A 24,325-nucleotide genomic window follows, 5' to 3' on the forward strand; every position below is an offset into this window, starting at 1 on the left:
TCACCATCCCGCCTCCCGGGAGGCGGGCCGGCGGGGCACGTTTTCCGTGGCGCCGGTGATGGAGGAGATGATCTGTTCCTGAGGCGAGGTGTTCACGTCGAAGAAGCCGTTGTTACGACCGAGCCGGAGCACAGCGGCCCGGTCCGCCAGAGCTTTGACATCGCCCATGTTGTGGCTGATGAGCAGTACTCCCACGCCGCGGTCACGGAGCTCGTCGACGAGGTCCAGGACCTCGGCGGTCTGCTCGAATCCCAGAGCCGCGGTCGGTTCGTCCAGGAGGAGGACCCGCGGGCCGCCGAGGAGCGAGCGAGCGATGGCGACCGTCTGCCGCTGGCCGCTGGACAGTGAGACGACGGGGGCGCGCAGATCGGGGATTCTCCTGGTCAGGCGTTCCAACAGGTGTCTGGTGCGGCGCTCCATCTCCATCTCGTCGAGGAACCCGAATCTGCGGATTTCCCGTCCGAGGAACAGATTGCCTACGACGTCGAGGTTCGCGCACAGCGCGAGGTCCTGGTAGACGGTGGCGATGCCGAGGTCCCGGGCGTCGTGGGGGCGCCTGATGTGGACCGGTCGGCCCTCCCACTCGATGGCGCCCTTGTCCGCGGGGGTGACGCCGGAGATCACTTTGACCAGGGTGGATTTGCCGGCCCCGTTGTCGCCCAGAAGAGCGACGACCTGGCCGGCGTGGATCTCCAGCTCGATGTCTGTGAGGACCTCGACGACACCGAAGCGCTTGCACACGCCGTGCAGCGCCAGCAAGGGGGGAGCCGGCACGGAAACCATCTCCTTCCCCGGGGCCCGGACCTGGTCGCAACCGGCCTGTCAGGTCAGCCCGGCCTGCTTGCAGGCGGTCCCGAGTTGGGGGGTGCAGATCTGCTGGATCGTGTACACGCCGTCCTTCACCAAGGTGTCCTTGATGTTGTCGACGGTCACGGACACGGGGGTGAGCAAGACGGCCGAAACCACCATCCCGCGGGGGGTCGTCACCTTGCTCGTGGCAACCCGGTCGAGGCTTTCATCGCGGGCCGCGGCCACGGCCATGGCGGCACCGGCGGAAGCCTCAGGTCCGAAGGGCTTGTAGACGGTCATGTACTGATCGCCGCCGACAATACGCCGCAAGGCTCCGAGTTCGGCGTCCTGCCCGGTGACGGGGGGCAGCGGGTTGACCTTGTTTCCTTTGAGGGCGGAGATGCTGCCGGCGGCGAGGCCGTCGTTGGCTGCGTAGACGCCGTCGATATTGCCGGCGCCGAGGGCGGAGATGGCTCCGGACATGTTCATGTTCGCGGTCTCCGCCCTCCACTGGGGTGTGTCATAGGATTTGCCGATCTTCACTTTCTCGTTGAGCACGGACAGCGCGCCCTTCTTGAACGCGATCGCGTTGGGGTCGCTGGGGTCGCCGTTCATCATGACGATCTGGTTGCCATCCGCCCTGTCACCCATGGCCTGCAGCAGCGCCCTGCCCTGGAGCCTGCCGACCTCCTCACCGTCGAAGGTGACATAACCCGCGATCGGGCCCTCGGCAAGGCGGTCGTAGGCGATCACCGGGATGTCCGCGTCGTGCGCCTTCTTGACGGTGGAGCCGAGCGATCTGGCGTCCACAGCCACGAGCACCATCGAATCCACGCCCTTGCTGATCATGGCGTCCATCTGTTGCTGTTGAGCGGCCACATCGCCCCTGGCATTGGCATGCTCGACCCTGCAGTCGTCGCACAGTTCCTTGATCTTCTTCTCCAGCAAGGGCCTGTCCTGTGTCTCCCAGCGAGCCGTGGTGGCGTCCGGCAGCAGCAGACCGATCTCAGGCGTGTTTCCCGCGCCGGAGTTGTTCCCGGCGCCCGACCCGCAGGCCGCGAGAGCAACGGCCGTCGAGACCACGGTCATGGCGATGGCCGCGTCCCGTATGCAGGCCTTCATGTGAGAGACCTCCCTTGTCCTTCACCTCGCGTGGCGAGGGGCGCTCACGAGTACCCGTGACCGGCCTTCACCGGGATGAGGCCCAGGTGTTGCGTCCCATCGGCGTACACCAGTTGGTGGGGGACCAGCGGGGCGACGCCTGCCTCTCCCGTCGGGTTCGGCCGGAGCGGTGCGCGCGTGGGGAAATGACGCGCGTGCATCGCGGCGTCAAGAGGTCCGTGTGCGGCTCGGCCGGGCCACCGTGTGACGCGGCGCGACGGCGCAGGCCGCGTTGAGCCAGGTGGCCACGTCAGCCTGGCGATGGGGGCGAACACCGGTCCCTTCCTTCACACGCGGTTGCAGCTCTGGCGGTCGCGGAGCGGCCTCGGCCGTCCCGGCGACAGGGGCCTTGGCCCGACAAGCCCGGCATCGGCGGCTCTCTCATCGAGTATGGCGATACCCGGCTTCCTCGCCATGCCACGCGTACTGCAGGTCCAGCGGCCAACAGACGACCACGTCGTAAGTGTGACACCGGCTGTGGCGATCTGCGAACGCAGCGGCCCATCGGTGTTCGGCTCGCGCCCGAGCGTGCCCCGAGCGCACCCCGTGCTCGGCCCGGCGCGCGAAGACCGGTGGCCCCGGGCCGGGGCCACCGATGGCAATCAGGTGGATATTCAGGTTGATATGTCTGGTTGGCCCGTATGTGCGATTCTGGTTGTAGTGTCCCGATCTTGTCGGCACCAGCGGCATGGACGGGAGGTGGTTGCGGACATGCCTCATGACGGCCGCGCCCGGGCCGGAGTCACGCAGCTCCGGGCATCCGAGGTCGGCGCCGCAGACACCGGTTCACCGTCTCCGGTGCCAGAGGCCGCCGTGAGCGCTTGGGCCCTGACGTTCGCCGGAGCGGCGCTGGCAGCGGTCTATGCGCGCGGGGCCGGAAATGAAGAGCTTCGGTTGGTGGAAACGGCTGGATACGCCACTTTCCAGCTGCCGGAGCGGTTGCCCCTGTCCGGTGGCTCACCCGCGGCGCACGCCTTCCGCACCGGCCGGCCTCTGTGGCTGAACCCCGCGGCACTCGCCTCCTACTCCGAGGGTGGGACGACGCCGCCGCGAGCGGAGGCGTCGCTCGGTGCGCTGCCACTGGGGACAGAGGGCAGGCGGCTGGGCTGCCTCGTCGTCATGGGGGGTTCCGCGGACGGCTTCGAGGCCGAGCAACGGCGCTTCCTGGAGCGGTACGCCGAAGCGATTGCCGACATGCTGGAGGCCGGGACGGGCCGACCCGCGCCGCCGTCGCTGCTGGGTCCCGCCCTGCGGAGTCTGCGCGTCGGCTCTTTTGTCCTGGTACCGGACACCGGCCTGATCGAGGCGGACGGGACTCTGCTCGAACTGGTCGGCATCACGCCGGAGGACTTCGACGGCAAGGCGGACACCCTGCTCGCGCATGCCCTCCCGGAGGACATGCATGCGCTGATGGCGGTCCTGGAGCCGTCCACCCAGACCTTCGGCCGCCGGGAGTTGGAGTTCCGTGTCCGCCGCCCCACTGGTGAAATGCGCTGGCTGAGCCTGAGTTGCCGGGTGGTCGCGGGCGCCGACGACCGGCCGAAGCAGGTGCTGGGCGTGGTGACGGCGACCTCGGTCCAGCGCTGGGGCGCCGACGACGTTTCCAGGATCCAGTGGCTGACTGCCGCGCTCGACGATGCCGAATCAGTTCATGACGTCAGTCGAGTGATGGTCACCGCGCTGCGTGAGCCGCTGGTCGCCGACCGGGTGGCGCTCGCCGAGTTGCGGGACGACCGGCTCGTGATCACCGTGGTTGATCCGCCGCAGCCCGCCGCCTGGCCGGAGATGTGGCGTTCGGAGTGGCCCGACGTACCGATCAGCGCCCTGCCCACCATTCAGATGGCTCTGCGGGACGGACGTATGGATCTGTGGCCCGCCGGCACAGCCCTCGAACCCGGACTCGCAGGCATCGGCACCGGAGGTCTGGCCGTCCTGCCTCTCCCTGCCAAGGGCCGGCTCGCCGGTGTGTGCCTGGTCGGCTGGGATCAGCCGCACGAATTCGTCCCTGAGGAGCGGTTCCTGCTGACCGCCACAGCGGCGCTGGTCGGGCAGGCACTCAAGCGTGCGCACGCGCACGACGCCGAGCAGGAACTCGCGACGATGCTGCAGCGCAGTCTGCTGCCCCGGCGCCTCCCCGAGCTGCCCGGGGGGACGGCAGTCGCCCGCTATCTGCCCGCCAGGCGCGGGTTGCAGGTGGGCGGCGACTGGTACGACGTCATCGCCCTCTCCGAGGATCGGATGGCGCTGGTCATCGGTGATGTGCAAGGACACAGTGCCGGAGCCGCGACGATCATGGGCCAGATGCGTACCGCGGTCAGGGCATACGCGGTGGAGGGCCACCCGCCCGACGTGGTCGTCTCACGTGCCAACCGCCTCCTCGTCGGTATGGAGACCGATCTGTTCGCCACCTGCTGCTATGCCGAACTGGACATGGAGGAGGGCAACGCCCTGTTCGTCCGGGCCGGGCACCTCTCACCGCTGGTACGCCATCCCGACGGCAGTACCGAGGAGGTGCAGGTCGAGGGCGGCCTTCCGCTGGGCATTCTCGCGGAGGCGGAGTTTCCCATGACCGCGGTGGCACTCGCTCCCGGCACGGTGCTCGTCCTGCTCACCGACGGCCTGGTCGAGGCCGCCGACCTGCCCCTGGACGAGGGTATGCAGCGGACGTGCGCCGCGCTCGCCGCGGCCGATCCGGCGAATCCGGGGCGGATGGCCGACGAACTGCTCGGCGACATCGGCCGTCGTGAGGACGATGTGGCGCTGTTGCTGCTGCGCTACGACGGCATGAAGACCCGGCCGATACGGGCTGGTTGGGCGGTGTGGCGGCTGCCCGACGCCGTCATGCATGCCCGCCGTTTCACCGCGCGCACTCTGCGTCGGTGGAAGGTCGAAGAGGCAGCCGACGCGGTGCTGCTGGTCGTGTCCGAACTGGTCACCAACGCCCTGGTGCACACCCAGGGTCCGGTGCGCGTCGACTTGGTGCTCCGCGGGGACCGGGTGCGAATCCGCGTGAGCGACTCTTCGCCGCGTGCGCCCGCCAAGCCGGTGATCGTGGACTGGGAGGCGACCGGCGGCCGAGGCCTGCTGCTGGTCGAAGCGATGTCGGAGTCCTTCGGCTCGGTCCCGGTGGCCGGCGGCAAGCAGGTGTGGAGCGAGATCGTTGTGCCGCGGCGGGATCCGGAGCCCGCGGACTCGGGGTCCCGAACGGCCCGAACGGAACGAGGGGGTCTGCTATGAGGACCCGTACGAGGCACGTCATCGCGGCGCTCGTCGCGGGAGTCATGGCAATGTCCCTGGCCGCCTGCGGAGGAGACGACGAGGCCGACACGGACAGCTTCACGGTCGGCCTGCTGCTCCCGAGTAAAGCGGTCCCCCGCTGGGAGCATTCGGACAAGCCGCTGATCGAGGAGCGGCTGAAGAAGCTGTGTCCCCGCTGCACCATGGAGTACGCCAACGCTGAGAACGACGCGACGAGGCAGCGGCAACAGATGATCTCCATGATCACCAAGGGGGCCAGGGTCCTGATCCTCGACGCCACCGACACCAGGGCGCTCCGCTCCTCGATCCAGGAGGCGCACGAGGCGGCTGTACCGGTCGTCGCCTATGACCGGCTCGCCGAAGGCCCGGTCTCCGGCTATGTCAGTTTCGACGGTGCGCAGGTCGGCAGGCTCCAGGGCGAGGCGCTCCTGAAGGCCATGGGCGACAAGGCGAAGGCCGGGAACGTCGTCATGATGAACGGCGATCCGACCAGCCCCAACGCGGCGTGGTACAGGAGCGGCGCGCTGTCCGTCCTCACAGGCAAGGTGAAGATTGGCAGGTCGTACGACACCCAGGGCTGGAGCGCGGAGAACGCCCACGCCAACATGTCCGCTGCCATTGTGGCGCTGGGTCCGGACCGGATCGGCGGCGTCCTGGCGGCCAACGACGCCATAGCCGCAGGCGTCATCTCCGCGCTCAAGAGCGCCCATGTCAGGGAGCTGCCTCCTGTCACCGGCCAGGACGCCGACCTTGACGCGGTGCAGCGGATCATCAAGGGCGAGCAGTACATGACGGTGTACAAACCTTTCAGGACGGAGGCCGCCGCAGCCGCCGCCATGGCCGTCGCGCTGGGGCGGGGCGAGGATCTCCGCGATGTCGCCACGACGACGACCGACAGCCCCACCACCAAGCAGATCCCGTCTGTCCTGCTTCCTCCGAGCGCGGTGACGGTCGGCAACATCCAGCAGACGCTCGTCAAGGACAGCGTCTACACCATCGACCAGATCTGCACCCGGGAGCTGCGGCCCGCTTGCGACAAGGCCGGACTCACAGGGGGGTCCCGTTGAGTGGGTCCAGGCCGACACCATAGTTCTCGGGCCCTGTGTGCGCGGAACCACCATGAGCGGCACGTCGACGTCGCACCGAGGGGACGCCCCGCTCCCGCCCGTCCTGTCGGTCTCGTGACATCCGTCATAGCGACTTCCGCTCCTAGGGTCGCTGAGTAGTAGACGACAGCGGGGCGACATATAGGACTTGTCCGTCTTGGTGCAGACATGCCTCACACGGGATTTTGATGGCATTGGGTCCACTCGCTGCTTTCGCCTGTTCGTTGAGCGAGTAAGGGCTTCTGACGGAGCGACAGGGTTTCCGGCGAGATCCGGCAGTCGGACCAGCACGCCCGCGCGCCCATCGCAAGAGCCACCCGGTGCTACGAGGCGAGGTAGTACTGACGCTCATTGCCTCGCCTGCGTGGCGGTCCAAGAATGACGGCCAACAAGGCGGCCCCGCAGCTCAGGCGCAGGGCGCGGACCGAGCCGGCCGCGCCAGGGGCGCTCCGCGATCATCGAGCGAGGTCACGCATGAGGAAGCACCGCAGGCAGAAGCACCACCGGAAGATAATCATCGCCGCCTTCGCCATAGGCGCCGTGGGCGTGCCCTCCGCGGCCTTGGCCTGTGTGGACCAGCCGGAGAACACGGGCAGCCAGTTCCACGACGTCGGGGAGAACGCGGCCTTCAGCCATCCGTGGACGGGGGCCAGGACGGGCGCGAAGCCGAGTGCGGGGGCGTCGCAGACACCCACCGCGGCTCCGAGCGCCCCGGAAACCGCCGCGCCCTCGGCCCCCGCTGCTCCCGCCGCCTCGGCCCCCGCTCCCTCGTCGACCCCTGCGGTATCCGGGGCTTCGGCCCGTATAGCGGAACTCGTCAACAGCGAGCGAGCCAAGGCCGGATGCGCACCGCTGGCCGTGAACGCGAAACTGACGAAAGCCGCTCAGGATCACAGCAAGGACATGGCTGACCACCAGAACATGTCGCACACGGGCTCCGGCGGATCATCTCCGGGCGACCGGATCACAGGCGCCGGCTACAGCTGGAGCACCTACGGCGAGAACGTCGCGGCCGGGTATGCCACACCCGAGAGCGTCATGGCGGGCTGGATGTCCAGCCCCGGTCATAAGGACAACATCCTCAACTGTGCGTTCAAGGAGATCGGCGTCGGCCTCGCACAGCCCGGCAATTACTGGACGCAGGACTTCGGAGCGGCCCGATAGCGTTCGACGAGGATGGCCGTGCCCGGCTGCTGCGTGATGACCACCACGCGACTGCGGGGTGCCTCCCCGCCGGGCAGGGCGGCCTGGGCCATCGGCTCGGGCGGCCCGTCCGGCGGCGAGGTGATCTGCCACGGAGAGTCCGACCCGCCCGCAGGCAAGTGACCGGAGCCCAACTGCCGTCCCGTCGGGCATAGAACGCGGGATTCCGCACCTTTCGCCGCAGGTGCAAGGGGGCTACGCCTGGTCCGACTGCTGCTGCAGGGCGTCGAGGGTGGCGTTGAGGTCGGTGGTGCGGGGCTGGTTGTGGGGCAGCTTGGCGAGTACGGCCGCCATGCCGCAGGTGTTGGTGGCGGCGGAGAAGACGAGGCCGGCGCCGATGGCGGCGGAGAGCCAGCGGGCGGGCCGGTAGCGGGCCCCGGCGGCGAGTCCGAGGACGACGAGGGAGCCGGCGGCGAGGCGGACCTGGCGCTCCATCGCCCATGTGGTGGCCGCGCCTTCAGGGTGGTGGAGAGCGTGGCCCTGGTCGGCCCAGGCGGTGGTGCCGCCGGTGAGTGTGGTGGCGGGGATGCCGGCGGCGGCGAGTTCGGTGCAGGCGGTGGTGGAGCGGTTGCCGGAGGCGCAGACCATGAGCAGGTCGCCGCGGGTGGCGGCGGCCTTGAGGGTGGGCAGCGCGGTTTGGAGGTGGTCGAGGGGGATGTTGTGGGCGCCGGGAACGTGGCCGGCGGCGTATTCGCCGGGGGTGCGGACGTCGATGACGGTGTACTGGCCCAGGCGGGGGGCGGCCTGGGCGGGAACGACGGCGGTGAGGGTGCTCATGAGCAGGTGGTGTCCTTTCGCGGGGACGGGGTGGTTCGCTCCGAGCACGATACGATACCCCCCCGGGTATTGATGATTGATGGAGGAGGAGCCATGGAGCTGAACATGGCGGCTGCCGAACTGAAGTCGGTGCTCAACCGGCTGCGCCGGGCCCAGGGTCAGATCGCCGGGATCATCAAGATGATCGAGGAGGGTCGGGACTGCGAGGACGTCATCACGCAACTGGCCGCTGTCTCGCGGGCGCTGGACCGGGCGGGTTTCGCGATCATCGCGACCGGGCTGCAGCACTGCATGGCGGAGGGCGGCCAGGCGTCCGGCGACCGGGACCAGATGCGGGCCCGGCTGGAGAAGCTGTTTCTGTCCCTGGCCTGAGCGGCGGGGACCTGTCATACGACGGCGTCGACGAGCACCAGGGCGGCCACGGCGGTCACGGCCGGCAACACGGCTGCGAACAGCCGGAGCAGCCGCCCGGCGACCTTCGAGGCGAGACACTTGCCGTCCCACGCGCCGAAAATCGCCGCTCCGGTGAAAGGGCCGGTCACGGCCCAGTCCAGGTCGGCCGCGCTACCGGAGCGGGTTGTCAGGGACGCCGGCGAGTCGGCGGTGATGACCAGCAGGCTGGTGCCGATGGCGGCCTGCATCTCGAAGGCCAGGACCGTGACCGGGGCCGGGGGTGGCGAGGAATCCGCCGCCAACGCCGAGCAGTCCCGTCAGGGCTACCGGGCCTGCCCCGGTGCCCGCGGCCTTCACCGGCCCCGCCCGGCCGGTGGCGGCGGCTCCGGCCACGGCTGCGGGGATCAGGCCGGCGGCGGCGAACGCGGCGCCGGCTTTCCCCCGGACGCCCGGACCCGGAGGGCTTCCTCCGGGTCCGGGCGGAGTAGGTCCGGCCGCCGCTGGTGGTGGGTGGGTGGGGGCGCCCCGGCCGCAGTGCCCTATCCGGAGAACTCCGTCGCCGTGGGCCGGCGCGAGGCCGCCATTGCCTCGTCGACGTCGGTCAACGGCCGCAGCCGGTAGGTGTAGGAGTAGTCGCGGTCGGCGAAGAGCTTGAACTCGTTGTGCGTGTGCGCGCCCCAGCTGTTGTCGCCGCCCACGCCCATCTGCCGGTGGTTCAGCCGCAGCACGACCGCGTCGCGCGGCGTGAGCTGGTAGTCGTGGCGCGCCCCGACCGACAGGTCCTCCGGGGTGAAGTGCGAGGCGTTGACTTCCAGCAGCGGCTCGCCGGAGGCGAGCAGCCCCCGGCCGCCGCGGTCGGTCAGGGCGACCCAGCGGACGTCGGTCTTGTTGCCGTTCTCCTGCGGGCGGATGTAGGGGGTCCACTGCCCGGAGACCGTCCCCGAGTACAGACCCACGTCGGTGCCGCTGTTGCGGTCCCAGTGGTTCTCCTCCGGGCCACGGCCGTAGTAATGCAGGCGATCGAGGCGGCTCGGCAGGAACAGCAGGGTGCCGACCTCCGGGATGTAGGGCAGGGTCGCCGCGCCCGGGTGCAGGGTGTTGCCGACCTCGATCTCGCCGTTGCCGAAGACCGTGTACGTAGTGGTGTACGTGGACTCGACGGTGGTCGGCAGCGTGCCGCTCACCGTGATCTCGACGGCCTTGTCGCGCAGCCCGCGCACGCTCACGGCCGTCACCTTCCGGTTGACGCCGGCGTCGCGCCACGTCTGATTGCGCGTCGGCTGCCCGTTGCCCTTGTCGTTGTCGGTCGGCGCCCGCCAGAAGTTCGGCGCGGGCCCCGAGGTGATCAGCCGGATACCACCGGCCTCGTACGACGTGATGATCCCGCTGCTCTTGTCGACGGTGACGGAGAAGCCCCTGCCCCGCACCGTGACGGACCTGTCGCCGTCGTCGTATCTCAGCGTCGGCACGCTCTCCAGCGGCACGGGCGTCACGGCCGGACTGCCGGCGTCGACGGCGAGCTGCTGCTTGGCCACCTCGAAGCCGGCCTTCGCCCACTTCGTGGGCTCGCTGGTGGTGAACGACAGCTGCAGGAAGTACTCCGCGCCCGGCGACGGGTTGTCCGGCAGCCTGAAGGGGACGGTGATCTCCTTGCTGGACAGCGGCGCGACGTCCAGCTGGGCGCGGGTCAGCCTCCCGCGCCGTACGACCTCACCGTCGGCGACGAGGGCCCAGCTGCCGTCGAACTCGCGGAGGTTGGTGAACAGGTACTCGTTGGTGAGGGTGACCGCTCCGGAGGTGAGGGCGTCGCCGCCGGAGGCGGATGCGGCGTTGATCGCCTGGTAGACCTGCTTGACCTCAGCGGCCTTGCCGGTGTGTCCACGGTCGGCGGTGACGATGCCGTCCGCGACGAAGTTCCCGTCGTTGGGGTTGTCGCCCCAGTCGCCGCCGTACGCGAAGAAGGTCCGCTCGTCCGGCCGCTTCTGGGTGAAACCGACGGTGGCGGCGTCGAACCAGAACCGCACGCCGTCGTCGCCGGGTCCGCGCCCGTTCGACGCGAGCTCGGCCGTGGTCAGGGCGCGGGCGTAGACGCGCGCCCGCCGGATGGTGCCGCTGAACTCCCGGGTCCAGTTGTCGGCGTCGGTGGCGAGCGCGAGAGGTGCGGTGTTGCTGCTGGGCCGCTGGGTGGTGGTCCGGGTGGCCTTCGCCGCGCCGTCGACGTAGAGGGTGAGCGTGCCCGCCGCCGCGTCGAAGACGCCCGCGATGTGGTGCTCTGTGCCGGTCCAGCCGTCCGGCACTGCCCAGCTCGCGGTGATCCACTGGCCGCCGCCGTGGATGAAGAACTCCAGGTTCTTGTTCGTCTGCTTCAGGGCGTACTGGGTGTCCCCCTTGGCGACGATGGGCTGGTGGCCACCGGTGACGTGCGGGGTGACCCACGCCTCCAGCGTCAGGGAGCCGGTGATGTCGAGACCGGTGTCCCGGGCGAAGACGGTGCCGCCGTAGATTCCCTTGTCGCGGTGGAAGGTGCCGCTGGGGGCGAGGATCTCGCCGCGCACCTTGCCCGGTCCGGCCTCGGTGAACAGCTTGCGCGTCGGGGTGGGCCAGCTCAGCGACTGGTCCATGAAGTCCCAGATCCAGCCGCCCTGGAGCACGTCGTGGCGGCGGATGACGTCCCAGTACTTCTTGAAGTTGCCGTTCGAGTTCCCCATCGCGTGGGAGTACTCGATCATGACGTACGGCCGGGTGTCGGCTGTGTCCAGCGCCCGCTGCTCGACGCGCGCGGGGCTGTCGTACATCTCCGAGCGGATGTCGCTGATCGCCGGGCGGTCGTCGCCCTCGTACTGGATGACGCGGGTCGGGTCGTAGGAGCGGATCCAGTCGCGCATGGCGACGAACGTGCTGCCGCCGCCGGCCTCGTTGCCGAGCGACCAGATGACGACCGAGGCGTGGTTCTTGTCGCGGTGGACCATGTTCTGGGCACGGGCCACGCACGCCTCGGTCCAGTCGGCGTGGTTGCCCGGATACTCGCCGCGGATGCCGTGGGTCTCGACGTTGGCCTCGTCCACGAGATACAGGCCGTACTCGTCGGCGAGTTCCATCCACAGCGGGTTGTTGGGGTAATGCGAGGTACGGACGGTGTTCATGTTCATCCGCTTGATGACCTCGATGTCCTCGACCATGTCCGCGCGGGTGAGCGCCATGCCGCGGTCGGGGTGCATCTCGTGCCGGTTCGTGCCCCGGAAGGAGACGGGCTTGCCGTTGATACGCATCAGCCCTTCCTTGAGCGCGAACTCGCGGAAGCCGACCCTGTGCGAGAGGGTCTCGATCACCCTTCCCGCCGGGTCGCGCAGCCGCAGCACGGCGGTATAGAGATTCGGGTGCTCGGCCGACCAGAGCTTCGCCGCGGGCACAGCTCTGGCGGCCCGTACGGTCACATCCGCGCCGGCCGGGGCGGAGCCGAGGTCGACGGGTTGTTGCAGCGGCCGGGGCCAGACGGCATGCCCGCGCGCGTCGTAGAGCTGGGTCTCGACGGTGTACCGCCCGCCGCCGTCGCCGTAGGCGCGCACATCCGCGGTGACCGACAGTTCCGCTGCCGTGTAACCGTCGCTCAGCGGGGTGTCGAGCTTGAAGTCACGCAGGTGCACGGCCGGAGTGGAGAACAGGTAGACCGAACGGAAGATTCCGCTCAGCCGGATCATGTCCTGGTCCTCCAGCCAGTCGCCGTCGGAGTAGCGGTACACCTCCACCGCGATCTGGTTGGCGCCGGGCTTGAGGTGCGGGGTGATGTCGTACTCCGCGGGGGTGAAGGAGTCCTCGCGGTAGCCGACCAACTCCCCGTTGATCCATACGTAGTGGGCGGACTTGACGCCCTCGAAGTGCAGGAACGTCCGCCGCCCTGCCCAGTTCCCGGGGACCGTGAAGGTACGCCGGTACTGGCCCACGGGGTTGTAACGGGTCGGGGCGAACGGCGGCTGCGCCTCCTCGCCCAGGCCGTTGGGACCCCACCACGGGTAGGTGATGTTGACGTAGATCGGGAAGTCGTAGCCGTGCAGCTGCCAAGTGGAGGGAACGGGGATGGTGTCCCAGGCGGTGTCGTCGACGTCGGTGCGGTAGAAGTCGGTGTCCCGGTCGTCGGGGCGATCGGCGTAGGCGAACTTCCACTTCCCGTCGAGGCTCAGCCGGTACGGCGAGCGCGTACGGTTCCCGGCCAGCGCCTGCCTGACGTCCGCGTACGGCATCAGCGTGGTGTGCGGCGGCTCGGCACCCAGCTGGAAGACGCCGATGTTGTTGTTCCACTCCGGATAGCCGTCCGCCGCCTCCCGTCGGCCGGCCGCGCGCGCCGCGGCGGAAGGCGCGGACAGGGCGAGCGCGCCAAGGACGGCGGCTCCGCCCTCAAGGAGACGACGGCGACTGACGAACCGCTCGGGGCGGACTGACCGATCGGCGGGAGACGGATATGAGTGCGGCATGACCGTGGCCTTCCTCGGGGCGACCCAGCCGCGGGCACGCACACGGAAGGAACCCCACCAAGCGGCACGGCACCATCGGCGCACTGCACGGACTGAGGCGCGTCAGATCCTGTTCGGTATTGATAAAGTGGCGCGCCGTGCGGACGTACAGTTGAAGCGCTTCAACGCTCAGCGCAACGGGGGTTGCCCAGCCGCCGAGCCAGGCTCACCCTAGGACTCGAACACAACCGAAGCAATATTCCTGTCGAACTTTGTGCGATCCTGATGGACAAGTAGGTGGGGATGGCAGCGGGTTGATGGACCGTCACCTGGTGTGCTGGGTCTACCCGATGGCAACCACTCGTGCCCACGCGGGCGGTGAGTCCGGGACGTAATCGGGATCGTCCTCGTCCCACGACCGGGCCGCATGCTGCCGGGGGAACAGACCCACCACCGTCCGGCACGGTGGCCGTGTGCTCGGCCAGGGCGTCTGGCCGTCGGTCAGGACCACGATGACATCGGGGCGGGGCTGCGTTCGGAGCGCCTTGGCGAAGCCCGTGCGCAGATCCGTACCCCCGCCGCCCACCAGCGGTATTCCCTGGGCATGGCACAGCGGGTGCACGATCCCGGCAGCTGCGTCGCACGGCAGCACGGAGATCAGGTCGCGACGGCCGCCCACGGCACGGGAGATCGCGGCAACTTCGAGGAGAGCGCTGCCCAGTTCGGTGTCGCTGACCGAGCCGGATGTGTCGATGACTACGGAGACCCGGGGCGGCCTGCGCCGCAGGCTCGGCAGAACAACGCCGGGCACCCCGGCCGAGCGCCGCGACGGCCGGCCGTAGGTGTAGTCCTCGCCCGCGCCGGCGCCGGAGGTCGCCGAGCGGACTGCCGCTCCCAGCAACTCCCGCCACTGCTGCGGCGGGTGGAACGCCTCCTCCGCCCACCGCTGCCACCCCTGCGAGGCGCTTCCCGGACGGCCGGTGATGCCCTGCGCCACCCGGAACCGGACCGCGTCCCGTTCCTGCTCGCTGAGGCCGTGCGCGCCGTCCGGTCCCAGTTCCCACTCCCGTTCCAGTCCGTCGGCGCCGCTGCCGCAGTCCAGCCAGGTCATGCTCTGCGTATGCGGCCCGAGCCGGAACTGGCGCAGGTAGTCCTCCATGAGCTCCCCCTCGGGAAGCCCCAAGGACACCGGCTGGACAGCACCTTCGGGCCGGACAAGACCGTCGCCGAACACATCGTCGTTGATCTCGCAGTCCGCGGCGATGTTCATACGCAGCCGTTCCCCCGGGCCGGTCAGCCCGCGCTCCCGCGCGACCCGGTCACTGCGTCCGTGGTGGTCGCGCAGCAGATGCGACACCTCGTGCACCCATACTCCGGCCAGCTCCTCCACCGGTGTGCGGTCCACGAACGCCGGCGAGACGTAGCACCGCCAGTGCCGGTCGACGGCCATCGTCGGTACCAGCCGCGACTCGACGGTGTGCAGGGCGAACAGGGCCGTCGCCAAGTACGGCCGGACCCGAACGGCGTGCAGTCGGGCGGCGAAGAGCTTGTCGAGGTCCAGTGTCCCCGGTGCGCCCGGGATCACCGGCCGGCCTGCGCGGTGGCCGCGACCCGGGCCGCCGCGTGGTCTGCCCGCCGGGACAGGGACACCGCTCCGGCGAGTTGTTCGATCGACGGCGGAACGTCCCAGTCCTCGTGGCGCAGCGTGGCGAGGGTGGTCGCGGGGACGACCACCAGGTCCGGGGCTCCGGTCTCCACCGCCCGTACCAGGATCGCCCACGCCGCGTCCCAGCGGGACTTCTCCGGGCGCTTGCGGACCGCGGCCACCACACCGTCGAGCACGGCTTGGCGTAGATCTCCCCGCTCGGGCAGGGTGGCACCTGCGGGGTCGGCGAGCAGCACCTCGGGATCCGGCAGGTCCATCCGGTCCAGGCTCGCCAGCAGCTCCAGCCCCGGACCGTCTCCTACGGTGCCCCTGACCAGCAGGGAAAGTACTTCACGGGAGGAGCCGGCCGCGGTCGCGAAGGCGGTCAGGCACAGGGTCATCTCCCAGCTTCGGGGTGACGGCCAGGGGCCGCCCCGGCGCGTTTCATTGCTGGGCAGTTGGTGTACGAGTTTGGGGCGGGCGGCGAGGAGTCCGCACACCGCGCGGCGGGCGAAGCCCACGGCCTCGGACAACTTCTCCGGGTCGAGTCGTGGCAGGGTTGCCCGGGGCCAGGTCCCACCGAGGCCGCGTACCACCACCTCGTGGTCGTGGATCCACTGAAGATGAACGAACCGGTTGGCCAGAGGCGGGCTCAGTTCCCAGCCGTCGGCCGCCGAGGATCGCGGATTGGCGGCAGCCACGATCCGGACCCCGGGCGGCAGTTGGAGGGAGCCGATCCGCCGTTCGAGCACGAGGCGGAGCAGGGCGGCCTGAACGGCCGGTGGCGCGGTGGACAGCTCGTCCAGGAACAGCAGCCCTCGGCCGGCCCGTACCAGTCGTACGGCCCAGTCTGGCGGGGCCATCGGGACACCCTGTTCCGCGGGATCGTCTCCGACGATGGGCAGGCCCGAGAAGTCGGACGGCTCGTGCACACTGGCGATCACTGTGGTCAGCGGGAGGTCCAGGGCGGCGGCAAGCTGTGTGAGGGCCGCGGTCTTGCCGATCCCCGGCTCACCCCACAGGAGTACGGGCAGGTCGGCGGCCACGGCCAGAGTCAGGGCTTCCAGTTGTGTGTCGGGGCGCGGTTCGGTGGTGGCGTCGCGCAGCAGGGTCAGCAACTCGCCTGCGACGTCGAGCTGGGAGGCGTGGGCCGGGCCGGCGGGGGTGCCGGTGGCAGCGAACGGGGTGCATGTGGGCATGTGTGATCACCTATGGGTTCGTGGAGAGCCGAGTGGGTGCGGGGGACGGAGGCCCCCCGGGTCAGCGAGAGGTCGCGTGGCGCGAGTGGGAGCGGCGGTCACGGGGACGGCGGCGATCCGGGCGGATGCGGCCAGGTCCGGGTTCGATCAGACCTGCCCTGTACAGCCCGTAGGTGATCCGCCGTAGCGCGGCCGCCTCCAGTTCGTCCCGCAGAGCACCGCTGCGCAGCAGTACGTCGGGGCCCAGCAGGCCCTCGACGACGGCCAGCGCACCGGCGATGTCGCCATGGTCCAGGCGTTCGCGGACGCCGGCGAGGCAGTCCGGATGACGGTGCGCCTTGTCGATGGCCTGCAGGCAGGGAAGCGGAGTACCGGTCAGTGCGGCCAGCAGTTCCTCCCGCCGGATCTCGGCGGGTTCGTGGTCCAGCGGGGCCAGTACCCCGTCGACCAGGCCGATCCGGTGTTGAGCTCCCCGGCACTCCACGAGGCGTGGTTGTCCTGCCCCGTCCGGAGTCCGGGGCGGACCGGTCGGCGAATGATCCGGGACCAGTGCCGAGGCGACCAGCGGGTGCAGCTGATCGACCTCGATCGAACCGGCGTGGATCAGTTCCAGGTCGGGCAGCACCCAGGTCGCCGCGTCGGGCAGGACCGGCGGCGCGGAGGCGCCACCGTCTGTGGACGCCGCCGCGATCCGCACAGCGGGCGGCCCGAGACGGTGCTCGTCCGCGACGAGGTCCAGGAGCAGCCGATGCCGGGCTCCGAACCGCACGGCGACGGTGGTGGTGGACCGCCCTTCGGTGGACGGCCCTTGGGCGTGGAGCAGAATCCCCGCCTCGGCCGCCCACCGGTCAACGGCGCAGCGGTACCCCTGCGGCACCGTCCCCAGCACGTCCGTCCCCAGCAGCTCCGTCCCCAGCAGCTCCGTCCCCAGCAGCTCCGGGTCCAGCAGCTCCGGGTGCCGGTCGGCCCCGGACCGGATCCGTAGCTCATCGGTTCTGCGCGCGTCCCACAGGTGACGGTGCAGGTCGAGGCGGAACCGCTGGTTGGGATGGGGGTGCGGATGACAGGAGGCGGCGGCCTCGGAGTGGGATCCGTCCCACAGCGCGAGGCTGATCCGCTGACCGGCATCCGCCCAGGCCGGCGGGGTCCGGGCCACGAGATGCACCGGGCCTGCGCCGATACGCCCCGCAGCGTCGTATCGAGCCAGAGCGATGGACAGACCTGGGCGCAGCAGCCCGTTGGGAGCGATCCTCGGCATATGCCAGCGCAACAGGTCGGGCGCCAAATGACGGAGATCGGCCCGGACCTGGGCTGCGAGTTCCTGGCCATGAGTACGCGCCACGGAACGAAGGTTGAGATCGACATCGATGCCTGCGGCGGCGCACGCGCCCGCCCAGTCACCGACACAACGGCGGGCGGTCGCAGTCTCGATCATGGACGGCGGCACGGCGAACTTACGCACGCGCAGCCAGAAGGAAGGGCGGGAATCCCTCTTCGCGGTCTGAGTGAGCATCAGCACTCACCTTGCGCGGAGGGGACCCCCAATCTGTTAACAGAATGAGTCATCATCGCGGTGATCGTATCGCTCCTGTGTCCGAACCGCCAGGTGCTTCGGTCGGAGCACCACCCGTGCTCTGTCGGCGAACGCGGAGCGCACGGACTGCGGGTCGTTCGCGGCGGCGGCCCTCAACTCCGCTGCGCGCACGAGGACTTCACGGTGTGGCCCTGATTCCAGTCGTTCATATCCATGAAAAATTATCAAGGACAGGTCCATTGACGCGTTCACGGCAAACACCTATCGTCCGAAGAAAGCGCTTTCCCTGTCCGGATGCGGCACCCGCTGTCCGACCCCCTGGAGAGAATCGATGCAACTGAGACCCGTCATCGCGTGCATCAGCCTGCTGTCCGGCGCGCTCGTCGCGCTGTCCGGCACCACGGCGCAGGCCGCGTCCACCCGGTATGAGGCCGAAAGCTCCCCGGCGGTCTGTACCGGCACCGTCGACTCCGACTGGGCGGGCTACTCCGGCAGCGGATTCTGCAACAGCAACAACGCGGTAGGCGCCTACGCGCAGTTCACCGTGAACGCCCCCACCGCAGGCACGGCGACACTGAAGGTCGGCTTCGCCAACGGAGCCACCACCGCACGGCCCGCAAACGTCACGGTGAACGGCTCGGCCGCCCCGTCGGCGTCGTTCGAGAGCACCGGGACGTGGGGTACGTGGGTGACGCAGACGCTCACGGTGCCGGTGACGGCGGGCAGCAACACCATCCGGCTCAGCCCCACCACCTCCGCCGGCCTGCCCAACGTCGACTACCTCGATGTCGAGGTGGGCGGCGACACCCCGCCGCCGTCGGGCTCCGCGCTGTATGTGGCGCCGAACGGCAGCGAGAGCGCGGCTGGAACGGTGTCGGCCCCGACGACGCTCGCCTCGGCGATCACCCGCATCACCCCCGGTGGGACGATCTACGTACGCGGCGGGACCTACCGCTTCTCGCAGACGGTCACCATCCCGGCGGGCAAGAACGGCAGCTCAAGTGACCGCACGGAACTGTCCGCCTACCCGGGTGAGACTCCGGTACTGAACTTCTCAGCCCAGAGTGAGGACCCGGCGAACCGCGGGCTCGCCGTGAACGGGTCGTTCTGGCACGTCAAGGGCCTTGTCGTCGAGCGTGCCGGTGACAACGGGATCTTCGTCGGCGGCAGCAACAACATCTTCGAGCGCACGGTGACGCGCTTCAACCGAGACACGGGGCTGCAGCTCTCGCGGATGCTCTCCAGCACCCCCAGCAACCAGTGGCCGTCCAACAACCTGATCCTGAGCGCGGAGTCGCACGACAACGCCGACTCCGACGGTGAGGACGCCGACGGTTTCGCCGCGAAGCTCACCTCCGGTCCCGGGAACGTCTTCCGCTACGCCGTGGCCCACAACAACATCGATGATGGCTGGGACCTCTACACCAAGACCGACACGGGACCCATCGGCGCCGTGACCATCGAGGACTCCCTCGCCTACAACAACGGCACCCTCTCCGACGGCTCCCAGGCCGGGAACGGTGACCGCAACGGCTACAAGCTCGGCGGCGAGGACATCGGGGTCAACCACGTCATCCGGCGCAACATCGCCTACGGCAACGGCAAGCACGGGTTCACCTACAACAGGAACCTCGGCACGATGTCGATATCGGACAACATCAGCATCGACAACAGCGAGCGCAACTACACGTTCGACGGCGGCACCTCAGTGTTCCGGAACAACGTCTCGTGCCGCAGCAGCAGCGGGACGAACGACAGGGTCATCGGCAACACCGACAGCTCGAACCAGTTCTGGTCCGGCTCGAACGGGTCCCGGTGCTCCTCGTACAGCGGCGCCCTGAAATGGTCCTTCGCCGCGGATGGCCGCCTCGCCGTGACGTTCGGCGGCAATCTGACAACGCCGTAACCGACCCCGTAACCGACCCCGTCGCCGAGCGTGTCCGTACAGGGCCTTGATTCGATGCGCTCGGCGATGGTCGGGGGGTGATGGTGGGCGATCAGTGTCGGCCACGGGAACGACGCGCAGCGACAGGGCGACCGGCGGCCGCCCTACGTCGCTGCGCCGTCGGTTCCCGCGGTTTTCCGCCCGGCTGCCGGCGACGCACCCGTATGGGTGTCTTGGCCGGGTCGGCCGCCGACGCGCCGGGCGCGGCTGCGCCGGCACGACCGCGGCGACGGCAGGAGGGCTCAGCCGACGAGGCGCTCGACAACCCCGACGACTACCGTGCTACAGGGCGAATTCGGCGGGGGAGAGGCCGAGGGCCGCACAGGCCTCATGGATGACCTGCTGCTCGGCCGGAGCGATATAGCCGTCGGCACCGGCGATCACGATGCCTGTCTGGATCACGGCCCTGGCCTCGACCGGCTTCTTGGCAGCCTTGGCGATCTCCTTCATCGCCTCCGCCTTCCCGTGCTGGAAGTTGCTCACCAGCTGGTCGGCATGCTTGTTGAACCGCTGACGCAACTGGTCCGCCGGGAAGTTCTGCAGCACGTCATTATTGAGGATCAGTGTCTCGACCTGCTGCCGCTCGGCCGCGTCCACCTGACCGTCCGCAGCGGCCACCAGCGCGCACATCGCCATGCTCGCGTCCCGGTACGCGCCGCTCTTCAGCTCGGTCTTCAAGGAAGTGAGCTGCGACTTCAGCGAGCTCACCAGCTGAGCGCGCGATCCACCGGCGGACCGCGAACTGGTGCCGGACGCGCCGGATCCCCGCGCGCCCTGGGACTGCTGGAGCCCCTTGGCCTGATCCTTGATCCGATCCCACATCGCCACTTGTGCCACCTCGGTTCTGCCTATGTCGTTCTGATCGTCATCCGCTTGTCTGTCATGCCAACGACCGCACGGCGTGACTGGTTCCGCTGGACTGCGTCGGAGGGGATCACCCATGAGGACGCCGTCGTCGTGTGCGGCAGGTAGTCGCTCTCGTTACGGGCGAGGACCTCCTCGATCGCCGACCGCACGTGTCGTGCTACTTCTTGAGACGTGCCACAGCCCACTTCGCTTCCGTGGACAACGGGCTGATCCTCTTGCGGGACTCCTCACCGATCAGTTGGAGGAGGCTCTTGGAGCAGGCCATGGCCTGGCGGGCGAGGCCCGCATCCCCCGACTCGACGGCGCCGAGGACGAGTCGCAGATGCTCCTCGGCGATCATCCGGCCGAGGCCGCGCCGGTGCCACTGCGCCGCGGTGGTGTCGGCGGCCGGTTCGACGGCGGCCGTCGCGGGCGCGTCGAGGCCGAGCGCGACACGCACCCGCCCCAGGGCACGCCACGCCGCCGTGAGGTCACCCGACCTCCGCTCCAGCCGGGCCAGGGTGTGGCCCGCCGCGGCCCGGTCCCACATCGTGACCTGCAGCGACACGACGTTACGCTGCGCCCGCGCGGCCTGCCCGAAATCGCCGAGCAGCTCCAGCTCACGGCTGAGCGCGCCCAGCCGTTCCGCGTCCGGTCCGGTGTCGTCCAGCATGCGGATCAGTGCGACGCGTACATGCTCTGTACGTCCCTGGCGGCGGCCCAGTCTGATCCAGGTGAACTCCGGCTCGTCCACGGGCTCCCGACCGAAGCGGTCGTCGTCCGGCCCGTGCGCCCATCCGGTGGCCGCGGCAGGCTGAGGGAGCGGCTCGGACAGGGTGTACGCGCTCGCCTCGCGTGCCGCGTGCAACAGCGGCAGATCCTCCGCCAGCCCGTGCCGGGCGACCAGGAAAGCCGCTAGCCGCAACTCCTCACCCCCGCCCACATCGGTGCCTGCGATCGCGGCCTGGTGTCGCAACAGGCAGCGCAGCACCGGAAGGTCACCGGGGCGGCGGTCGTACTGCGCGGCACGCAGCACCGTTGCCACGCGTACCGGTTCCGAGGTCACCTCCTCCCAGGCGGCCCTGTCGGCCCGCATCACGTAGAGGTCTGTCCGTCCCGTGGCGAGCACGACATCCCTCAGTGGCGTACTCGGATGAGGTGCCAAGGGCATGTAGGCCAGGCCTTCCTCGGCGTTGAGCAGCAGGTGATCCGGCTCTGTCCGCAGCAGGGCGTCGTAGAGCAGGGCGACCAGCTCGACGGGTGAGCGCTCCGGCAGGCCGAGCGCGGTGCGCAAATATGCCCGGTCCGCGTCCAGTTCGGATCCGTACGTCTCCCGGATCCAGCTCTCGGTGTCCTCGATCTCCGCGAGGATCCGCTCTTCGCCGTCATCGGGGGAGAGACCCACGTAGTTCTGCCAGTGCGGCAGCCCGGTCAGCACATCCAGTGCCTCCTCCACACCGACGCCGACGAGCCCCGCCATGCCGTCGGACGACGCGTACAGCACGGCGCCGTCGGGGCACACGAAGTACGTGGCACCCGTGTCGTCCCCGGCTATCGGTTCCAGAGGCGCCGCCCCCGAGGCCAGCCGCACCTTCTCGACGTGGTCCGCCCGCCGCAGATCGAACGCGAAGGGATACGCGGCCAGTTCGGCCAGGTGCGGCTGCCGCCGCAGCAGATCGAGAGCACGTTCGGTCATGCGCCCGTACGTTACCCGGGCGCTGACAGCGACTCATTCCTGATTCCTCGCCGGGAATTGTCGGCCTTCGCTGTGGGCCGCAGGATCTGGTGCGAAGCGACCTACCCGCAAGGAGTTCCACATGATCGAGGTCGATCCGCAGGATCTGGCTCAGCGCTACATCGCTCAGTGGACGGAACCGGACGCCACACAACGCCGTGTGGCCATCGAGCAGCGGCACGGACGGGAGGCGTCATCCGGGCCGGGAGGATGCCCGGCGGAGCGGGGCCGTCGCCCGCTCCTCCGTACATCACCCGCACATGATCCGTGGCGGCGGGCGTAACCCCGTGTCGCACGTATTCTTGTTGGCAGCCGCCGGCCGATGGCGTCCTCCCGGCTCCCACACCGAACTGCCCGAGGACGCCCTTGTTGTCTCCGCGTGACCTGCCGGCCTGGCTTGCCCACCCCTTGCGATGGCAGAAGGTGCCCATGCCGTGGGGCGCGGTGGTGCGTGCGGCGCTCGCGGCCGGCCCGCTCCTGGGGGCGGGGATCGCCGCAGGGCGGCCGGAGGCGGGCGTTCCCGCAGCGTTGGGCGCCATGCTCGCCGGTGTGAACGACCGGCCGGGCACGCGGCGTACCGGCATCGTGCATGTGGGACTGCCGGCGCTCGCGGGAGCGACGGGGCTGCTGGCCGGTGCGGCGTACGCCGAACTGGCGGGCGGCTGGTGGGCGCTGCTCGCCATGTTCGCGGTCGGACTCGTGTCGGGCGCCGTGAGCGTGACAGGACCGGTGAGCTCGACGGCCGGGATGCAGCTGATGGTCACCACATCCATCGGCATGGGCATGCCGCTGCCGGGCGCGCCCTGGTTCAAGGCGCTGTGCTTCCTCGGCGGGGCCGCGTGGCTGCTTCTGCTACGCCTTGTGCTGCGGCCGCCGCGCCCCGTGGGCGGAGCGCTGGACGGCGAGCGGGCGGCGCTGGCCGCGGTGTTCGATGCGCTCGCCGACGCGCTGACGGCGGTCGGCGGGCCCGGCGCCGTACCGGCCCGGCGCCGGCTCACGGCGGCGATGGACAGGGCGGACGAAGCGTTGCGCCTGCACCGCCTGCTGCGGTACCGGGTCACGGCAGGCGAGTTGCTGCTCACCGAGCGTTACGCGGCTGCCACCGCGCTGTGCGAGGCGGGGGTGGCGCTGCTGTGGGAGGCACGGCCCCTGCCGCCGCGCGTCGCCGAGGGACCGCGGCGGCTGGCGGCCGCGATCCGCACCAATACGCCGCCGGGGGCGCTGCCCGCACCGGAGGGGAGCACTGCCGCGCGCGCCGCGTTCGACCGGGCGGTGCTGAGCGCGGCGGTGGCGTTCGGCCGTACGGAGCCGCGGGTGTCGAGCCCGGCCGAGGTGAGGTCGGTGGCGCCGCCGCCGATCCGCCGCCGGGCGCTCAGTGCGCCCGGGCGACGGTACGGGGCCAGGGTCGCGATGTGCGTGACGGCGAGCGCGGCGGTGGCACTGGCACTGCGCCCCGAACACTGGTACTGGCTTCCGGCGACGGCGGCGTTCCTGGTGAAGCCGGATCTGGGTCCGCTGTTCTCGCGCACGGCGAACCGTTTCGCCGGGACGGCACTGGGCGTCCTGGTCTTCGCGGCGGCGGCCACCGTGTTCACGGCGGTGTACGGGGGCGAGTGGTGGCCCGCAGTCGTGGCCACCGCCGCCGGCGCGCTGGTGCCGGTCGCGAGTCGGCACTACGCGATGCAGACCGCCGTGGTCACCGTTCTTGTGCTGTCCTTCGTCTGGGTGGGCGGCGACACCGGGGCCACCGGCAGCCGGCTCATCGACACCGCCATCGCCTGCGCCATCGTGCTCATCGTCGGCCATCTGCCGCTGCTGGCCGACCCGGGCGCCCGGGTCGGGCACCGGCTGGCGGCTGCCCTGCGGCACACGGAGGCCTACCTCGGGCACGTACTCAACGCCCCGGCAGGGGAGCGGACCGATGAGCGGATGGCGTTGCGCCGGGCCGCGTACCGGGCGCTCGGCGAGGCCAGGACCACCGCCGACACGGTGGCGGCCGAGCTGCCGGCCCAGGGTGCCCGGAACACGGACTGGGCCCCGCTCGTCGCCGCGGCGGAGCGGATCGTGGACGCGGTGACGGCCTGTGCGGTGCGCATGGAGCACGGTGCCGTCCGCCCGTCGCAGCGTGAGGCGCGCGAGGTCGCGTCGGCGATGGCGGCCATCGCCGACGCGCTGGACGGGCGGGGCGAGCGGCCCCCGCCGGAGCTGACCGCCACCGTGAAGTGCGAGACGCTCGCGGATGTGGTCGCCGAACTGCACCGTATCCGGGAGGTGACCAGTCGCTGA

At 70.0% G+C, this 24,325-nt stretch carries 16 protein-coding genes and 1 pseudogene; 7 read left to right on the forward strand and 10 right to left on the reverse strand.

From position 1 onward, the window contains the following. Together ACIHCQ_RS34100 and ACIHCQ_RS34105 are read right to left on the reverse strand one after the other, a co-directional pair. Positions 1 to 783 (reverse strand): ATP-binding cassette domain-containing protein, encoded by a 783-nt coding sequence (locus ACIHCQ_RS34100; RefSeq protein WP_399671361.1) that lies wholly within the window; start codon positions 781 to 783, stop codon positions 1 to 3. A gap of 39 nt (positions 784 to 822) precedes the next feature. Next, on the reverse strand, positions 823 to 1,911 hold the full coding sequence (locus ACIHCQ_RS34105) for a sugar ABC transporter substrate-binding protein (protein WP_399671364.1): 1,089 nt from the start codon (positions 1,909 to 1,911) through the stop codon (positions 823 to 825). Between the two features lie 750 nt (positions 1,912 to 2,661). Between ACIHCQ_RS34105 and ACIHCQ_RS34110 the strand changes: the two genes are divergently transcribed. From ACIHCQ_RS34110 to ACIHCQ_RS34125, 4 genes are all read left to right on the forward strand, one after another. After that, complete coding sequence (locus ACIHCQ_RS34110) at positions 2,662 to 5,187, forward strand: SpoIIE family protein phosphatase (RefSeq protein WP_399671367.1); 2,526 nt, start codon at positions 2,662 to 2,664, stop codon at positions 5,185 to 5,187. Then, positions 5,184 to 6,275 (forward strand): sugar ABC transporter substrate-binding protein, encoded by a 1,092-nt coding sequence (locus ACIHCQ_RS34115; RefSeq protein ID WP_399671370.1) that lies wholly within the window; start codon positions 5,184 to 5,186, stop codon positions 6,273 to 6,275. The genes ACIHCQ_RS34110 and ACIHCQ_RS34115 overlap by 4 nt, the downstream gene beginning before the upstream one ends. Positions 6,276 to 6,788: 513 nt before the next feature. Further along, complete coding sequence (locus ACIHCQ_RS34120; RefSeq protein ID WP_399671373.1) at positions 6,789 to 7,478, forward strand: CAP domain-containing protein; 690 nt, start codon at positions 6,789 to 6,791, stop codon at positions 7,476 to 7,478. 36 nt (positions 7,479 to 7,514) lie between these two features. Beyond that, positions 7,515 to 7,640 carry a hypothetical protein gene (locus ACIHCQ_RS34125; RefSeq protein ID WP_399671376.1) on the forward strand — a complete coding sequence of 42 codons (126 nt, stop codon included), beginning with the start codon at positions 7,515 to 7,517 and terminating at the stop codon, positions 7,638 to 7,640. Positions 7,641 to 7,712: 72 nt separating this feature from the next. Here ACIHCQ_RS34125 and ACIHCQ_RS34130 read toward each other — a convergent pair whose 3' ends face one another. Beyond that, positions 7,713 to 8,294, reverse strand: coding sequence for a rhodanese-like domain-containing protein (locus ACIHCQ_RS34130; RefSeq protein ID WP_399671379.1), 582 nt, complete (start codon positions 8,292 to 8,294; stop codon positions 7,713 to 7,715). A gap of 93 nt (positions 8,295 to 8,387) precedes the next feature. On the opposite strand from ACIHCQ_RS34130, the gene ACIHCQ_RS34135 reads away from it, so the two are divergent. After that, positions 8,388 to 8,666 (forward strand): metal-sensitive transcriptional regulator, encoded by a 279-nt coding sequence (locus ACIHCQ_RS34135; protein ID WP_399671382.1) that lies wholly within the window; start codon positions 8,388 to 8,390, stop codon positions 8,664 to 8,666. A gap of 14 nt (positions 8,667 to 8,680) precedes the next feature. On the opposite strand, the pseudogene ACIHCQ_RS34140 reads toward ACIHCQ_RS34135, so the two are convergent. The 5 genes and pseudogenes from ACIHCQ_RS34140 to ACIHCQ_RS34160 all read right to left on the reverse strand — a co-directional run. Then, positions 8,681 to 9,134, reverse strand: a pseudogene (locus ACIHCQ_RS34140) (TSUP family transporter); the annotation flags it as partial. Between the two features lie 92 nt (positions 9,135 to 9,226). Next, on the reverse strand, positions 9,227 to 13,156 hold the full coding sequence (locus ACIHCQ_RS34145; protein ID WP_399671384.1) for a glycoside hydrolase family 2 TIM barrel-domain containing protein: 3,930 nt from the start codon (positions 13,154 to 13,156) through the stop codon (positions 9,227 to 9,229). Positions 13,157 to 13,478: 322 nt separating this feature from the next. After that, a complete protein-coding gene (locus ACIHCQ_RS34150; RefSeq protein WP_399671387.1) occupies positions 13,479 to 14,720 on the reverse strand; it encodes a VWA-like domain-containing protein in 1,242 nt (413 codons plus the stop codon). Continuing rightward, entirely contained in the window at positions 14,717 to 15,979 is a 1,263-nt protein-coding gene (locus tag ACIHCQ_RS34155; protein ID WP_399671389.1) for an AAA family ATPase, read from the reverse strand. Before ACIHCQ_RS34155 ends, ACIHCQ_RS34150 begins: the two co-directional genes overlap by 4 nt. Positions 15,980 to 16,040: 61 nt before the next feature. Beyond that, positions 16,041 to 17,492, reverse strand: a complete 1,452-nt coding sequence (locus ACIHCQ_RS34160; protein WP_399671391.1) for a hypothetical protein — start codon at positions 17,490 to 17,492, stop codon at positions 16,041 to 16,043. A 352-nt stretch (positions 17,493 to 17,844) separates the two neighbouring features. Between ACIHCQ_RS34160 and ACIHCQ_RS34165 the strand changes: the two genes are divergently transcribed. After that, positions 17,845 to 19,419: a carbohydrate-binding protein gene (locus tag ACIHCQ_RS34165; RefSeq protein WP_399671395.1), complete on the forward strand. Its 1,575-nt coding sequence runs from the start codon at positions 17,845 to 17,847 to the stop codon at positions 19,417 to 19,419. A gap of 321 nt (positions 19,420 to 19,740) precedes the next feature. Here the strand turns inward: ACIHCQ_RS34165 and ACIHCQ_RS34170 are convergent, their stop codons facing one another. Beyond that, positions 19,741 to 20,286 carry a tellurite resistance TerB family protein gene (locus ACIHCQ_RS34170; protein ID WP_399671398.1) on the reverse strand — a complete coding sequence of 182 codons (546 nt, stop codon included), beginning with the start codon at positions 20,284 to 20,286 and terminating at the stop codon, positions 19,741 to 19,743. 196 nt (positions 20,287 to 20,482) lie between these two features. Then, positions 20,483 to 22,000 carry a hypothetical protein gene (locus ACIHCQ_RS34175; protein WP_399671401.1) on the reverse strand — a complete coding sequence of 506 codons (1,518 nt, stop codon included), beginning with the start codon at positions 21,998 to 22,000 and terminating at the stop codon, positions 20,483 to 20,485. Between the two features lie 408 nt (positions 22,001 to 22,408). Here ACIHCQ_RS34175 and ACIHCQ_RS34180 point away from each other — a divergent pair, with 408 nt between their 5' ends. Next, the gene (locus tag ACIHCQ_RS34180; RefSeq protein ID WP_399671403.1) at positions 22,409 to 24,325 is read left to right on the forward strand and encodes an FUSC family protein; all 1,917 of its coding nucleotides are present in this window, start codon (positions 22,409 to 22,411) and stop codon (positions 24,323 to 24,325) included.

This window comes from Streptomyces sp. NPDC052236, from assembly GCF_044548015.1.
Taxonomy (GTDB): Bacteria; Actinomycetota; Actinomycetes; order Streptomycetales; family Streptomycetaceae; genus Streptomyces.

Excerpts from the sequence above, each read along its gene's own strand:
- ACIHCQ_RS34145 (WP_399671384.1), bottom strand. The coding sequence starts at position 13,156 with ATGCCGCACTCATATCCGTCTCCCGCCGATCGGTCAGTCCGCCCCGAG.
- ACIHCQ_RS34135 (WP_399671382.1), top strand. The coding sequence starts at position 8,388 with ATGGAGCTGAACATGGCGGCTGCCGAACTGAAGTCGGTGCTCAACCGG.
- ACIHCQ_RS34175 (WP_399671401.1), bottom strand. The coding sequence starts at position 22,000 with ATGACCGAACGTGCTCTCGATCTGCTGCGGCGGCAGCCGCACCTGGCC.
- ACIHCQ_RS34160 (WP_399671391.1), bottom strand. The coding sequence starts at position 17,492 with ATGCTCACTCAGACCGCGAAGAGGGATTCCCGCCCTTCCTTCTGGCTG.
- ACIHCQ_RS34165 (WP_399671395.1), top strand. The coding sequence starts at position 17,845 with ATGCAACTGAGACCCGTCATCGCGTGCATCAGCCTGCTGTCCGGCGCG.
- ACIHCQ_RS34100 (WP_399671361.1), bottom strand. The coding sequence starts at position 783 with ATGGTTTCCGTGCCGGCTCCCCCCTTGCTGGCGCTGCACGGCGTGTGC.
- ACIHCQ_RS34105 (WP_399671364.1), bottom strand. The coding sequence starts at position 1,911 with ATGAAGGCCTGCATACGGGACGCGGCCATCGCCATGACCGTGGTCTCG.
- ACIHCQ_RS34130 (WP_399671379.1), bottom strand. The coding sequence starts at position 8,294 with ATGAGCACCCTCACCGCCGTCGTTCCCGCCCAGGCCGCCCCCCGCCTG.
- ACIHCQ_RS34115 (WP_399671370.1), top strand. The coding sequence starts at position 5,184 with ATGAGGACCCGTACGAGGCACGTCATCGCGGCGCTCGTCGCGGGAGTC.
- ACIHCQ_RS34110 (WP_399671367.1), top strand. The coding sequence starts at position 2,662 with ATGCCTCATGACGGCCGCGCCCGGGCCGGAGTCACGCAGCTCCGGGCA.
- ACIHCQ_RS34155 (WP_399671389.1), bottom strand. The coding sequence starts at position 15,979 with ATGCCCACATGCACCCCGTTCGCTGCCACCGGCACCCCCGCCGGCCCG.
- ACIHCQ_RS34125 (WP_399671376.1), top strand. The coding sequence starts at position 7,515 with ATGACCACCACGCGACTGCGGGGTGCCTCCCCGCCGGGCAGGGCGGCC.
- ACIHCQ_RS34120 (WP_399671373.1), top strand. The coding sequence starts at position 6,789 with ATGAGGAAGCACCGCAGGCAGAAGCACCACCGGAAGATAATCATCGCC.